At 64.4% G+C, this 16,664-nt stretch carries 3 protein-coding genes; 1 reads left to right on the top strand and 2 read right to left on the bottom strand.

From position 1 onward, the window contains the following. Positions 1-11: 11 nt before the first annotated feature. Positions 12-4,994, bottom strand: coding sequence for a non-ribosomal peptide synthetase (locus G3N95_RS18360; RefSeq protein ID WP_205971515.1), 4,983 nt, complete (start codon positions 4,992-4,994; stop codon positions 12-14). Positions 4,995-5,005: 11 nt separating this feature from the next. Continuing rightward, positions 5,006-14,608, bottom strand: a complete 9,603-nt coding sequence (locus G3N95_RS18355) for a non-ribosomal peptide synthetase (RefSeq protein ID WP_205971514.1) — start codon at positions 14,606-14,608, stop codon at positions 5,006-5,008. Positions 14,609-14,862: 254 nt separating this feature from the next. Between G3N95_RS18355 and G3N95_RS18350 the strand changes: the two genes are divergently transcribed. After that, complete coding sequence (locus G3N95_RS18350; RefSeq protein WP_205971513.1) at positions 14,863-16,656, top strand: cyclic peptide export ABC transporter; 1,794 nt, start codon at positions 14,863-14,865, stop codon at positions 16,654-16,656. Positions 16,657-16,664 lie beyond the last annotated feature (8 nt).

Below are 16,664 nucleotides of genomic sequence, written 5' to 3'. Positions count from 1 at the left end.
CCCGTGTGAATTCAGCGTGCATCGCGCACCTCTGTAACCGTTTCGCGTGCGTCCTGTTCGACGTGCATGTCGAGTCGTTGCGCCAACTCGCCTGCAAGCGTTGCCAGCGTTTGATGCACGAACACGTCGTCGATCGCGATGCCGTACCCTGCTGCGTTCGCCGCATCGACGAAGCGCACAACGTCGAACGATGTCGCGCCGGCTTCGAACAGGTTGTCGCTTACCTCAGGCGCTTCGCCTTCAAATGTGCGCGCCCACAATCGAGCGAGTATCTGCATCAGTTGCGCGGCGCGCGGCGACGACTCACGAAATGCATCGGCTTTCTTGACACGGGCAGCCGCGAGGCGCGTCCCCGAAATGACAATCGCTTCATCCGGCGCATCAATAAAACGCGTGACAGTGGCCAGGTAATCGGCGCACAGACGCTCGACGAACGCGCCATCGACCAGTTCGCGTCCATATGAAAACGCACCCGTCACGCGGCCATCGTGATGCTCGACGATGTCGAGTTCGAGATCGAACACGACGCGATGCCGCACGTCGTTGAACTCATCCACCGCGATACCGTGCCACTCGCGGCTATCGCTCTGTGCGGGACGCAGATAGTTGAACATCACCTGGAACAGCGGATTGCCGTTCGCCGTTCGCGGTGCGCGAACCGAGTCGACGATCTGCGCGAACGGCGCCGCGACGTGCGCATAGGCGCCCAGTGCGGCTTCGCGCACAGCGGCGATCACGTCGCGTGGCGAGCCCGATTCGCGCATCAACGTGCGGACGACGACTGCGTTGATGAACAGACCGATCACGTCGTCGGTATCGGCATCGCGCGTGGATGCGAGCACACCGACGGCCTGATCGAGCGCGCCAATCTGACGCGCGAGCGCCACGTTCAGCACCGCATGCAAGAGCATCGGCAACGTCGCTTGAGTGGATAGGGCCAACGCCTTCGCGCGTTCAATCGAACGAGCATCGAGTGCGAATGCCATGCGCCCCGCACTCCAGTCGGGCGATACGGGACGCGTCGCTGAAGGTTGCGGAAGATGCAGCGTATCGACGCCGCGCAGCGCGTCGCGCCAGAAGGTCATGTCGGCTTGCCGGATCTGCGTACGGGCAGCGAATGCGGGCTTCATCGCCGACGCAATCGACGGCTTGCCCGTCGCGCCCGCGACGTAAGCACTGTGCACGTCGTCGAGCCACACGTCGATAGACCGGCCATCCGCGACGATGTGATGGATCACGATCGACAGCACGTGATCGTCGTCGGCGAGACGGATCAGACGCGCGCGCCACAACGGCGCTTCGGCCAGATTGAACGGTGTGAGCGCGTCCTCGTCCGTGAGGCGTGTAGCGGCCGCGAGCCGATCGTCCATCGACGCAAGCTCGCACAACTCGACAACAGGCAACGTTGCACGGCAATGTTCGTCGATCACCTGACGCACTTCCGGAACGTCTTTCGTCGAGACGAGACGTACACGCAAAGCAGGATGCTTCCGCGCCGCATGATCGAAAGCGCTCCGCAATGCACTCACGTCCAACGCGCCGCGCAAACGCAATGCGACGGGAATGTTGTACGCGGCGCTCTCCGGCTGCGCGCGCCACAAAAACCACAGCGCACGTTGCGCATCGCTCAATGCGAGGTCACCGACATCGCCCTCTTCCTGCACGTGACGCGTGCCCTCGCGCGGATCGACGCGCGCCGACTCCGCCACGCGCTGCGCGTACGCAGCGAGCGTCGGTGCTTCGAACAGCGTGCGCACGGCAACATCGTGCGAGAGGCGTTCGCGGACCCGCGTGGCCACGCTGACGGTTGCCAGCGAATGACCGCCCAGTTCGAAGAAGTGATCGGCACGGCCCACGCGCTCGACGCGCAGCACCTCACCCCAGATCTTCGCGAGCGCCGTCTCGATGCCGGGTGCAGGCGCATCGAATGCGCGCTCGGCTCGCACCGGCTCGGGCAATGCCGCGCGATCGATCTTGCGGTTCGCATTGCGCGGCAACGCAACGAGAACGACGATATGCGGCGGCACCATATAGTCAGGCAACGTGCGACGCAGATGGTCCGCGAGTGCATCGCCGTCCGCACGCTTACCGCGCTTGCCTGCCTCTTCGCTCAACTCGACGTACGCAGCGAGCGCCGCATCCGCACCGCTGCCACGCACGACCGCCACCGCATCGCGCACATCGCCGTGCGCCATCAGACGTGCTTCGATTTCACCGAGTTCGATACGCAAGCCGCGCACCTTCACCTGATGATCGATGCGTCCCACGAACTCCAGCACACCATTCGCGCGACGGCGTACCAGGTCTCCCGTTCGATAAAGACGCGCACCGGGCGCGCCGAACGGATCGGGCACGAAGCGCTCGGCCGTCAGCGCGGCGCGCGCGTGATAGCCACGCGCGACACCTGTACCACCCAGATAGAGTTCACCCGTCACGCCGATCGGCAAGGGCCGCAGATTCGCATCGAGCACGTGCGCGGTACGCTCGCCGACAGGCGTGCCGATGGGCAGATACGCAGCATCGGCGATATCGCTCGCGTCTTCGTGCGCGTCGATCATCCACAGTAGCGGCGTGATGACCGTCTCCGTCGGACCATAACCGTTGACGACGCGTACCTCGGGAAACGCCTGACGCAGCGCCGCGAACGCTTCGCGCGAAGTCGCTTCGCCGCCCACCGTGAGCGAGCGCAGCGAACGCGGCGCGCCATGCGTGCGCGCCCATTCGGCCATCTGCAACGCGTAGCTCGGCGGAAACGCGGCTATCGTGACCCGCTCGCGCGCAATGGTTTCGCACGTTTGCGCGGGCGGCCACAGCGCGTCGTCGGTAATCCGAATATCGACACCCGCCGACAACGGCGCGAGCCAGCACTCGTGCGCGCCGTCGAAGTTGATCGACATGAAATGCAGCACGCGGTCCTTTTCGCGCATGCCGTAACGCGCGACGATCGCCGCGCAGTGCATCGCAATCGATGCATGATCGACGACGACGCCCTTCGGTTTCCCCGTCGAGCCCGACGTGTAGATCAGATACGCAGCTTGCGTCGGCGCAATCGCCGGTTCGCGCCACGCGATGTCTTCCTGCTGCGCATCGTCGTCTGCATCGATCAGCCATACTCGCGTGCCATGCCGTAACGGCAGCCTGGGCACGTGACGCCGCTCGGTCACGACATGCTCGATCGACGCATCGTCGACGATATGCGCGAGCCTCTCGCGCGGATGCGTCGGATCGAGCGGCACGAACGCGCCACCCGACTTCAGAATCGCGAGCAGACCGACGAACAGATCCGTCGAGCGCCCGACCGCGATACCGACCCGCACTTCCGCGCCGACACCCGCCGCCATCATGCGAGCCGCGAGACGCGTGGCGCGCGCATCGAGTTCGGCACGCGTGAGCGTTCGCTCCGCGTCCATCACCGCGCTTACATCGGGCTTATTCTTCGCATGCTGCGCGAGCTTCACGTGTACGGGCACGAACGGCGCATCGGCAGGTTCGTAGACATTCCACGCATCGATTTGCGCGCGCTCGGCCTCGGTCAACCATTCGAGATCGCCGACGGGCGCCTGCGATGAAGCCAGCGCGCTATCGAGCAACTGCGCGTACTCGTCCGCAATGCGCTGTACGGCCTGCGCGTTGAACAGATCGGCCGAGTAGACGAACGCGGCGTCGAGTGCGCCGTCTTCGCGATCTTCGAAACCCAGCGTCAGATCGAACTTCGCATACGGCGCGCCGAACGGAAGATCGGTGACGCGCACGTCATCGAACATAGGCAACGCGCGGCGCGCCGCATACGACGCCATCACCTGAAACAGCGGATGATGACTCGCGCTGCGCGGCACGCCGAGCGCCTCGACGATCTGCTCGAACGGCACGTCCTGATGCGATTGCCCATCGACGAGCGCGCGCTGCACCTGATCGATCAGCGCATCGAACGGCTTGCGCATATCCACGCGTGCGCCGACCACCAGCGTATTCACGAAGAAGCCGATCAGCCCGGCGGTTTCCGCGCGCTCGCGATTCGCAGCCGGGACACCGATCTGGATATGCGTCTCGCCACTCGCCCGCGCGAGCAATGCGTGCAAGGCCGCGAGCAACACCGCGAACGGCGTCGCGCGGCGCGCCTTCGCGAGCGCGCGCACGCGCTGCGCGATGGGGACCTCGATCGTGAAGTAATGCCGCCCGCCGCGTGCGCTGCGCTGCATCGGCCGCGCGCCGCTGCCGGGCAATGCGATCACGCCCGCATCGGCTTTCACCTGCTCACGCCAGAACTGCAACTGGCGCTCGGCCTCGCCCGCATCGAGCCAGCGCCGCTGCCACAGCGAAAAGTCCGCGTATTGAACAGGCAACGGCGCGAGCACGACCGTTTCGCCGTTTGCATACGCGCGATAGAACGCAGCCAGTTCATCGAGCAGCACGTCGATCGACCAGCCGTCCGACACGACGTGATGCATCGTCAGCACGAGCCAGTGTGTCGTGTCGTCGAGCGCGATCAGATGCACGCGCACGAGCGCGTCGCTCGCGAGGTCGAAGGGCTGGTCTTCGTCCTTTACCGCGATGTCAGCCGCGATGTTCTCGCGATCGGCCTTGGCCACACGCGACAGATCCGTGAAGCGCCAAGGACAGCGCGAAGGCGCATGCACGATCTGCTCGACGCCGCCATCGGCGGATTCTGCGAATGTCGTGCGCAATGCTTCGTGACGTGCGATCAGCGCATCAAATGCGTGACGCAGCACCGCGCGGTTCAGTTCGCCGTCCAGGCGCAGCCGGCTCGTGACGTGATATGCGGCCGGTTCGTCGATCATGCGCGCATGCAGCCACAGCCGGGTCTGTGCGAACGATGCGGGCATGGCGGACGAGCGGTCCGAGCGCGCCGGAATCGGCAGCATGCGAAAGTCGATGCCGGCTTCGCCGAGCTTCGTGATGAACAGCTTGCGCTGTGCATCGGGCAATTGCGCGAAACGCGCGGCCAGCGCCATCAGATCAGGGGTGGATTTCATTCGATCGTTCCTCATTGCGCTTCGAGTTCGCCGAGCAGCGCGTCGATCGCGCGCGCTGCATCGTCGAGTGCATGGGCGCCGCGCGCTTCGAGCGCCGCGTCGATGGCCGCCGCGCAGCGCGCCAGCGTGCGCGCGTCGAACAGCGTGCGCAGCGGCAGCGCGAGCGACCAGTGCAGATTGATTTGCGCGTTCGCCTGTGTGGCGAGCAGCGAGTGACCGCCCAGCGCGAAGAAGTCGGCATCGCGGCCCATCGCGTGGCTTTCGTCAAGGCGCAGCACGCGCTGCCAGATCGCCGCGAGTTCGCGCTCGGTGTCGGTGTTCGGCTCCACGATCTCTGCCGATTGCAGCGACGGCGCAGGCAACGCGTTGCGGTCGCACTTGCCATTGGGCGTGACGGGCAACGCGTCGAGTTCGATCACGTGCGAGGGCACCATGTACGCGGGCAATTGCGCATGCAGCGCCGCGAACAGCGCGGCTTGATCGAACGCTTCTTCGGCACGTCGCGCGACATAGCCGATCAACTGCTCGTCGCGCACGATCACGACGGCATCGTGCACGCCGGGCGCGGCACGCAACAACGCTTCGATTTCACCGGGCTCGATGCGCAGGCCGCGCAGCTTGACCTGCTGATCGGCGCGGCCGAGATAGTCGAGCACACCATCCGCGCGTCGGCACACCAGATCGCCCGTACGATAGAGGCGCGCGCCGGGCGTGAACGGATCGGGCACGAAGCGCTCTGCCGTCAAGGCCGCTCGCCCGAGATACCCGCGCGCGAGTCCGACGCCGCCCAGGTACAGTTCACCCATTGCGCCTGCTGGAAGCGGATGAAGCGCAGCATCGAGCGCATGCAGCTGAATGTTCGCGATCGGCTCGCCGATCGGCACCGCGACGGCTCGCGCGTCGTCGTCCGTGCAGGTCCAGTGCGACACGTCGATCGCAGCTTCCGTCGGACCGTACAGGTTGTGCAGTTGCGCTTGCGGCAACAGAGCACGCGCGCGCGCCACGAGTTCCGGCGAAAGCGCCTCGCCGCTCGCCACGATGCGCGCGATGCTCGTGCATTGCGCAGCGGCATCGAAGTCCTTCAGATAACCGAGCAACGCGCCCAGCATCGACGGCACGAAATGCAGCGTCGTCACCCCGTATGCGTCGATGGCAGCGGCGAGGCGTGCGGGGTCGCGATGATCTCCGGGCGCTGCAATCGCCAGCGTCGCACCAACCGACAACGGCCACACGAATTCCCACACCGACACGTCGAAGCCGAACGGCGTCTTGTGCAGCACCACGTCGCGCGGCGTGAGCCGATACGCGCTCTGCATCCACGCGATGCGGTTCGCAAGCGCGCGATGCGTGTTGCCCGCGCCCTTCGGCTTGCCAGTGGAGCCCGACGTGTAGATCAGATAGGCAAGCTGATCGGGTTCGACATCGACGCTCAGTTCAAGCGCAGAACTCGCATCCAGTTCTTCGACACACAATACTCGTGCATCCGCGTCGCCGATCGAATCGACAACCCGTGCATAAAGCGCACGTTGAGTCAGCACGACGGCGGGCCGTGCATCGTCGAGCAGATACGCGATGCGCTCCGCCGGATAGTCGGGATCGACGGGCAGATATGCAGCGCCGGCCTTCAACACGCCGAACAGCGCGACGACCATTTCAATCGAGCGCTCGACGCACAGCGCGACCACGCTGTCCGCCTTCACGCCCGCTTTCAGCAACGCACCCGCGACGCGGATGGCGCGATCGTCGAGTTCGGCGTAGGTCAGCCGTGTGCGAGCCTTGTTCGCGTCGATGAGATCGAGTGCGATCGCATCGGGCGTGGCGGCCGCATGGCGCTCGAACTGTCGATGAAGCGGCGATTGCAGTTCATCCGGCCACGCGTGAGCCGTGTCGTTGCAGCTTGCAAGCTGCACGCGGTCGTCTTGCGTCGCGATCGACACACTGCCAAGCAGCGCGTGCGGATCGGCGATGAACGCTTCGATGCATGCGTCGAACGCGCGATGCAACGCACGCACGCGAGCTTCATCGAGACGCGCGGTGTCGTAGCCGTAGTCGATCGTCAGCGTATCGCCTGCCTGAACGATCAGCGTGACGGCGAGATCCGTCGATTCGACGTTGCGAAGTTCCGACAGCCGCAATGCGCGCTCGTCGTTCGCCGACCATGCCGGATCGACGGGATAGTTCTCGAACACAACCAGCGTGTCGAACATCGCGCCGCCGCCTTGACCCGCCCAGCGCTGAATGTCGAACAGCGGCGTGTGAGCGTGTTCGGCGTTCGCCGCGTTGTCGCGTTGCAGGCCGGCGAGCCAGTCGGCGATACGCCGTTGCGGCGCGGGCGTCGCGATGACGGGCAACGTGTTGATGAAAAGACCGAGCACATCGTCGACGTCGGGCAATGCATCGGGTCGGCCTGCAACCGTCGCGCCGAACGCTACTGTCGCGTGATGGGTCATTCGCTGCAAGGCGAGCGCCCACGCGCCTTGCACGAGCGTGTTCACGGTCAGCTTGAGATTGCGCGCGAGGGTCGTCAGCTTCGCGGTCGTCGTGGCATCGAACTGTGCGCGCCACGTACTGCTCGTTGCAGTCGCGGCGCTATCCGGCGATATATTCGGCGCAACGAGGGTAGGTTCGTCGAAGCGCGCGAGGCGGTCGAGCCAGAATGCCTTGTCGGCTTCATGATCACGCGCGTCCAGCCACGCGATGAAATCGCGGTAACGCAAACGTCCTGCTTGACCGAAAGACAACGCGCGACGCTCGCTCATGTAATCGCGCAGCACATCGGCGAACATGCGCGCGGTGCTCCAACCGTCGAGCAGCAAGTGATGGCGCGTCCACACAAGTCGCCATTCATCGTCGCTCAGGCGGATCAGCGTCACGCGCATCAACGGCGCCTGGCTCAGATCGAAGCCTTGCGCGCGGTCTTCTGTCAGCCATTGCTCGAAACTCACTGTCTGCGCGTCACCACCGCACCAGTCGAGCACGGCGACGGGCAGCTTCGCCTGACGATGCACGATTTGCAGCGGCACATCGCCGTCGTGCCAGAAGCTCGTGCGCAAGATGTCGTGCTGCGGCACGATACGCTCGAATGCAGCCGTCACACGCGCAATATCCGGCGACGTCAACGTCGCGACGAACTGGTTCACATAGGTCGTGCGATCCGGCGCATACAACGAGTGAAACAGAATGCCCTGCTGCATCGGCGACAGCGGATAGATATCGTCGACGCTACGCAAATCGAGTTCGAGACGTTCGAGCATCGGTTGCGTGAGACCTGCGCGCCGCGCAAGCGGGAAGTCGGCGGGTGTAGCACTGGCTCCACGCTTCGACACGCGTTCGATACAGCGCGCCGCGATGTCACGCAACGCCGTTTCGAATTGACGCGCAAGCTGTTCTACCGTGCCCGCGTTGAACATCGCCGAGCTGTACACCCAATGCACCTTGAGCTTGCGAGCGCCGTCGATGTGCGCGTGTATCGCGAGCGCATTCGACATCGGTCCGGCCGGGTCGCGCTCGCAGCCTGCTCCGCCGAAACGTGCATTCAGCGCGCGGTCATTCGATGCATCGCCGAACTGACCGAGATAATTGAACGTGACGCGCGGACGCGGCAACGCGGCAAGCGCGGCGCGAGTCGATTCGTCCGCCAGATAACGCAGCACGCCGAAACCAAGCCCTTTGTGCGGCACAGCGCGCAATGCGTCCTTGACGGCCGAGAGCGTGTCGGTGCGCGATTCGTGTACGGGCAACGCCATCGGATAGTGACTCGTCAGCCAACCGATCGAGCGGCTCGCATCGCAGTCTTCGAACAATGCTTCGCGTCCGTGGCCTTCCAGTTCGATCAGCAGAGAATCAGTCTGGACGCTCATGCCGAGCGTGTGCGCGAGCGCGGCGACGAGCAGGTCGATGGTCTGCGTGCGCCATGCGCCGTTCGCATCCGTGAGCAAGGTCTGCGTGAGCGTTGCGTCGATCGTCCATTCGACCGTGCACGCATCGGCATTCGTTGTCGTGCCGTGCGGCTGATCGAAAGGCAGCGCGGTGCTGGCTCGCTGTATCGACGTCCAGTACGGCAATTCCTTCGCAAACGATCTAGCGCCAAGACGTCGCGCCCAGTCAGACGCGCGTACGCCTTGCGCAGCGAGACGCACGGAGCGGCGTTCGCGCGCCGCGAGATAGGCGGTGTCGAGGTCTTCGAGCAGCACGCGCCACGACACGCCGTCGACGATCAGATGATGAATCGCGACCCACACGCGCGGCGTTCCATCGGGCAACATCGCGACGAGCGCACCTGCAAGCGGACCGCGCGCGAGATCGAAGCCGCGTTGCAACTCGTCGAATTGCGCGAGTGCATCGTGTTCATCGCGCGCTTCGATCGCGACGAGGGGCAGCGTGTCGAACGGCTTGTCTGCGTATCGCGCGCTCCATGATTTAGCCGAGTCCTGCGTGAAGCGCAAACGGAATGCGTCGTGATGGGCGAGCACCACGTCGAACGCCTGCGCGAACGCATCGAGATCGAAGCGCTCCGGCGCATGCAGTTCGATGGCCTGATTCCAGTGGTGACGCTTCGGCACATCCAGTTCGAAGAAGCGATGCTGCGCGGGCGTCAAGGCGACGCGCGAATTGTCCGCAGATACTGCTGGTGCACGCGCTTCCGCTTTTGGTTCAGGCGCTGCAACCGCTTGCGCGACCTGCGCCAGTTGCGCGACGGTCGGCTTGTCGAAAAGCTGCTTCGGCGTGAAGCGCACGCCGCGTTTGCGCGAACGGGCGATCACCTGCAGCGCGAGAATCGAGTCGCCGCCCAACTCGAAGAAGTTGTCGTCGCGGCCCACGCGCTCCGCGCGCAGCACTTCTTTCCATACGTCCGCGAGAATGCGTTCAGCGCCTTCGAGCGGCGCGTCGCCTGCCGACTGTACAACAGGCTGCTGTGCAAGTTCACGCAGCTTCGCGCGGTCAATCTTGCCGTTCGCCGTGACTGGAAACGCGTCGCACAGCGTGAGCGTCGCGGGCACCATGTAGTCGGGCAAACGCGCGGCGAGCGTGGTATGCAGCGCCGCTTCATCGCGCGAGCCTTCTACGACGACGAATGACGCAAGACGTGCGCGCCCATCCTCGACGATTGCGAGCGTTTCCGCTTGCTTGACGCCATTGATCGCGCGCAGTGTCGCGCTCACTTCGCCCGGTTCGACGCGATAGCCGCGAATCTTCACCTGATCGTCGAGACGGCCCAGGTAGTCGATCGCGCCGTCGGCGCGCAAACGCACGCGGTCGCCCGTTCGATACAGCCGCGCGCCCCTCGGCCCGCTGGCGTCGGGCACGAAACGCTCCGCCGTCGCTGCAGCACGACCCATATAGCCGCGCGCAACGCCCGGTCCGCCCAGATACAGTTCGCCGATTCCCCCGACAGGCACCGGCGCGCCATGCGCATCCAGCACGCAAGCGCGCGCGTTCGGCAAAGGACGGCCCGTCGGTACACCCGTCGATGCGTTTGCAGCGCGAACGCTCGCCGTCGCATCGAATGTGAGCGCGCCGACCGTGGCCTCCGTCGGCCCATAGTGATTGATCACGCGGCACGCGGGCCGCAACGACGCGATCCGTTCGACGAGCGTCCACGGCAGCGGCTCGCCGCCCAGCACCAGCGCATGTGACGGCAACACGTCGGCGGGGTGTTGTGCTTCCAGCAGCGCGTGCAGATGGCTCGGCACGATCTTCAGCACGCCGACTGCGCGCTCGCGCATGGACGCGGCGAAGCGGTCGGGATCGAACGCAGATTCTTTCGACAGGAGATGCAAAGTGCGGCCCGAGCACAACGCGCCGAACAGCGTCGTGTGACCGAGATCGGCGGCGACGGTCGAGACCATCGCCATGCTCGCGCCGGGCGCGAACTTCAATTCGTCAAGGACGCCCTGAACGTAATCGACCAACGCGCGATGCGATACCACGACGCCTTTCGGTATGCCCGTCGAACCCGATGTGTAGATGAGATACGCAGCCTGATCCGGTGCAATGACTGCGAGTGCGCCGCTGTCGCCCGCTGCGATCAACGCGTCTAGCGACACGACGCGTGCGTCGGTTTCGATGTGCGGTGCGCTGCTCGTCACGATCACGCAGCGCGCATTGCACGCGGCAATCGATGCTTCAATGCGCTCGCGCGGCGCTGCGGGATCGAGCGGGACGGCCATCGCGCCAGACTTCAACACCGCCAGCAGCGCGACAACGAAATCGACGGAGCGATCGATACATAGCGCAATGGCCCGCTCCGCCCCCGCGCCCTGTGCGATCAACGCATGCGCGGCACGCGATGACGCTTCATCGAGCGCTTCGAACGTAAGCTGACATTGCGCGTCGGTGACGGCGATCTGATTCGGCGTCGCGTTTGCGTGATGTGAAAGTGCCGCCACCACGTGATCGAATTCGAATGTTTGCGCACGGCCTTGCAGCGTCTTGCTCAGTGAACGGGAGCAATCGAGCGAGCTAACAGGCGATGCAGGATTCGCGACGCTGTCCATCACCAGTCCAATGAAGCTGTCGAGCCACGCATGTGCGGTCGCGTCGTCGATGCAATCCGTCGCCCATGCCGCAACCAGTTCGATGCCGCGCGCATCGTCCGTGAAATCGAGCGCGAAGTCGAAACGCGCTGCATTGTCGGGACCGGGCGTCAAGGTCGCGACGGCACCGGGCAACGCAACGGGTTCATCGAACACGAACTGTTGCGCGAACTTCACACGCAGCCATTCCTCGCCGCGTCGCACGGGCGGCTTGACAGCATCGATCACCTGATCGAACGGAACGTCCTGATTTGCGTAAGCGCCGAGCGTCGTGTCTCGCACTTGCGAGAGCAGAGCAGAAAAGGACTCATACGGCGACACGCGCGCGCGCAACGCAACCGTGTTGATGAAGAGACCGAGCATGCTGGCCGTTTCCTCGCGCTGCCGGTTCGCGACCGGCGCAGCGACGACCACGTCTGTGGCCGCCGTCAAGCGATGCAGCCACGCATGCAATGCGGCAAGCAAAACGATGAACGTCGATGCATGCGCGACGTTTGCCAGGTCGCGCACAGCAGCAGACGCGCGCGCGTCGAGTCGACGCGATGCGCGCTTGCCGACGAGTGTGCGATCGGCAGTCACGCTGCGATCGACGGGCAATGCGAGCGGCGCGGGCGCGTCGTTCAAAGCCTCGCGCCAATAGGCGAGTTGCCGATCGCGCTCCGCGCCGTCCAGCCAATCGCGCTGCCATTGCGCAAAGTCCGCGTATTGCGCGGCAAGGGCAGGCAACCCGGTAACGCGCCGCTCGTTCAGCGCCGCATAGATTTCGGCCAGTTCCGCAAACGCGCAACGCGACGACCATCCGTCGCTGATCGCATGATGCGCAGTCAGCATCAGACGATGCTCGTCATCAGCGAACGTGACTAGCGACGCGCGCAGCAACGGTCCATTCTGCAGATCGAACGGCCGCGTTGCGTGTTCGTCGGCAAGCTCGGTGCCGCGTGCGTCGCGCGATTCGAAGGGAAGCTCGCGCAGATCGATCTGCTCCATAGGCACGGCGATGCGCGCATGAACGCGCTGCATGACGATGCCATTCTCATCTTCGTGCAGCGTGGTGCGCCACGCCTCATGACGTTCGATGACGTGCCCAAGTGCGCTTTCCAGCAACGCGGTATCGATCGATCCGTGAATGTTCCAGTGCGCGGCGATGTGATAAGCATTGCCCGCGTCGCGCGTTTGCGCGAGAACCCAGAAACGCTGTTGCGCGAATGACGCACGATGATCGACGAATGCGAGAGATGCATCGCCGCGAGCGATCGTCTTCAAAGGAAACATCTGCACGGCAGCTTCATGCTCGCTCGCATCGACGAGCGCTGCGAGCGCTTCGAGCGTAGGGTCGGCGAACAGTTTATCCAGCCGCAGATTCACATGCAGCTCCTCACGAATGGCCGCTTGCAGACGCATGATCGCAATCGAATCGCCACCGAGCACATGAAACCGGTCATCGAGCCCGACAACGCGGTCGTCACCCAGAATCACATGCCAGATTGCGGCCAGTGTTCGTTCGGTTTCGCTTTGCGGCTCGCGAATCGATGCTTGCGTGGCCTGCGCTGCAACGCGCACACGCAACGCCTCTCGGTCGAGCTTGCCGTTCAACGTATAGGGCAACGCATCGAGCAACGCAAAGCGATGCGGCTGCCACGCGTCCGGCAAGCGCTTCGACAGATGCTCGCGCAACGCGTTTTCTTCAATGGCATCCGTAATGACGACACAAGCCGTAAGCTGCACGCGCCCCGCAATCTGTTCAACGAATACGGCGGCATCTCGCACATGCGGATGCAAGCGCAGACACTGCGCGATCTCGCCCGGTTCGACGCGCACGCCGCGAATCTGCACCTGATCGTCGGCGCGCCCCATGTAATCGTAAGCACCGTCCGCACGCAATCGCGCAAGGTCGCCCGTTCGATACACGCGCGATCCCGGTTCGCCATCGGCATCCGGAATGAAGCGTTCGGCCGTTTGCGCGGCGCGTCCGTGATAGCCGCGCGCGATGCATGCGCCGCCTAGCAGCAACTCGCCGCAAGAAGCCTCGTCGATCGCAGCGCCATCGGCGGAAGTGGCGTCCGTCACGCGGGCCGTGCGCAAACCGATCGGCTTGCCGATCGGCAACGATGCGCACGAGGCGTCCTCATAGTCAGCATGTGGATCGAGCGGCCACAGCATCGGCGAGATCACCGTCTCGGTCGGACCGTAGCCGTTGATCAGACGCACGTTGTTAAACGTTTGCCTGATTTCGCCGAACACATCGCCCGGCATTGCCTCGCCGCCGAACGCGAGCACACGCAACGCATCGGGCACACCATGACGCCGCGCGGCTTGCGCGAACTCACGCAGATAGGCAGGCGGGAATGCGGCAATCGTCACGCGCTCCTGTTCGACCAGCAGACGCGCATCGTCCGGCGCAACGGTTCCGGGCGCGGTGATCGCAATGCTCGCGCCCGCAGCAAGCGGCGCGAGCCAATACTCATGCGCGAGATCGAAGTTCACCGACGCGAAATGCAACACACGGTCTGCATCTGTCATCGGATAGGCGTCGATCACGGCATCGCAATGCGCGGCAAGTGGACCATGTTCGACGACGACGGCCTTCGGCGTGCCCGTCGAGCCCGACGTATAGATCATGTATGCGGCCGAACGCGGATGCACCTGCGCATCGTCGGACTTGACCGGTTCCTCGGTGTCGATCGCATCGACGTCGATGCAATGCTCGAACCTCGCGCGCATCGCCGCGTTCGCATCACGCGTGACGATACCGTGACGCAAGCCTGCATCGCGCGCCATCCAGTCAAGCCGTTCCGCGGGGTGTCGCGGATCGAGCGGCACGAACACGCCGCCCGCCTTCAACACCGCGAGTAACGCGACGAACAGATCACACGACCTGTCGATGCACACGCCAACCCGCACCTCCGCGCCCACGCCTCGCGTGCGCAAGGCGGCGGCGACCCGCGACGCGCGAGCGTCGAGTTCGCCGCGCGACATGCGTACGGTATGCGGCGAAAACGCAGCGAGCGCAGGCGCATGAGGCGCACAGCGAGCGAGTTCGCGAAGTCGAAGATGCAAGGCAGTCGGAAAAGTCGTCATTCGTGTGAAGTCCTTCGGCATGGCCGCTATGCCGCCGCATCGGGACATGGTTTGTCCTGGTCCCGTTTCAGCGGCTTCACACAGGTGACGAATCGCGCGCAAAAAAATTTACCCCTTTGACGGAATAAATTCTGTGCGCGCCTTACCGGTTCGCGCTCGCCGTCGTTCGACTAAAGTTTTGTGCCGCTCAAACGTCTATTCCGTTGACACCCTTTCATGCGCTTTCCGCGCATTCACTCTCACGCCAGCTTTCGATGACTGTTTCCAACGCACCGCCCATGAATGGTTCGGATCGCCCGAACAAACCCGCCACCCGTCTGCTGTTGTCGCTATTGCGTCGTTCGCGCGGCGCGCTCGCGCTCGCGCTGATCGCATGCATTGCGAACGGCGTGTCGAGCGTGCTTCTCGTCGCGACGCTCAATCTCGCGTTGAGTGCGCCCGCCGCCGCGGATCTCCCGCTTGCGCTGCGCTTCGGCGCTTGCGCGCTGGTCGCATTGGTCGCGCGCATCGTGTCGGGTGTGCTGTTCGCCGGGTTGTCGCAGGACACGATGGGCCGCATGCGCGAGCATGTATCCGCACGCGTCGCGGCAGCGGAACTGCGCGACGTCGAACGCGTCGGCGCAGCACCCGTTCAATCGATCCTCACGGACGATGCGACCAACGTGTCGATGCTGTTCTTCGCGTTGCCCAACATCGTGATGCATGGCTCGATCGTCGCGGGCTGTCTCGCGTATCTCGCGTGGCTGTCGTGGCCCGTCTGCGTGCTGGCGCTTGCTGCGATCGTGATCGGCTCGCTCGGTTACCGTTTCGGCGACATTCGCGCGATTACATCGCTCGAAGCAGCGGGACGCGCACAGGACCGCCTGTTCGACTATCTGGGCTCGCTGTTCGCGGGCGCGAAGGAACTGAAGCTGCATCGCGAACGGGCGCGGCAGTTCGTCGATGGACAGCTCGGCTCCGCGATCACCGAAGTGCGCGACCATCGACGCCGCGCGTTCGTTGCGTATGCGGTCGGCGTCGGCTGGATCATCTTTCTGTTCTATGTTTTTCTCGGCGCGGCGACCTTTCTGCCGTCGATCGGTGTGCACGCCGACGCGCATGCGGCAGCGGGCTATGTGATCGTGTTCCTGTTCATGCTGGTGCCGCTCGACGGCCTGCTGAACAATCTGCCGACCGTCAACGCAGCGCGCGTGTCGCTGGATCGCATCGAGCGCGTGCTTGCCGAGTTCGAGGAACCGGATCGCGGAGCAGTGCCCGCAGGTGCATCGGGCGCACAGTCCTCAGGCTTCGAAACGCTCACGCTGCGCGGCATCACGCATGCGTATTTTCATGAGCGCGACGAGCGCATGTTCCGCATCGGGCCTATCGATCTGAGCTTCAGGCCGGGCGAGCTGGTGTTCATCGTCGGCGGCAACGGCAGCGGCAAGACGACGCTCGCGAAAGTGCTGACAGGTCTCTACGAGCCGGAAGGCGGCGTGATCGAAGTCGATGGTTTGCCCGTCACACGCGACACGCGCCCCGCCTATCGTGAGCGCTTCTCGACAGTGTTCAACGACTTCCATCTGTTCGATACGCTGCTCGGCATCGTCGATCCCGACGATACGAACGGCGATGCCCGCGCCGCCGCCGATGCGCGCGCCAACGCATTGCTCACGAAGCTCGCGCTCGATCACAAGGTCAGCGTGGAAAACGGCACGTTCTCGACACGCGCCTTGTCGACTGGCCAGCGCAAGCGTCTCGCGCTCGTCGTCGCGTATCTGGAAGATCGGCCGTTCTATCTGTTCGACGAATGGGCCGCGGATCAGGATCCTTCGTTCAAGGCCGTGTTTTACGAGCAACTGCTGCCGGAGCTGCGTGGCCGTGGCAAGACCGTCGTGGTGATTACGCATGACGACCGCTACTTCCCGCTCGCGGACCGCGTGCTCAAGCTCGACAACGGCGCGATCGTCAACGAGACGCATGGCGTGCCGCATGCGGTCGCGGGACATGGCGCAGCGCGTACGACGATGCACGCCGACGTGCAACAGCCGAAGCTGGATGCAAGCTGAAGTCTTGT

The organism is Paraburkholderia sp. Tr-20389, assembly GCF_017104565.1.
Lineage (GTDB): Bacteria > Pseudomonadota > Gammaproteobacteria > Burkholderiales > Burkholderiaceae > Paraburkholderia.
Note: the sequence above shows the minus strand (reverse complement) of the source record. Positions and strands in the feature narration are given on the sequence as shown.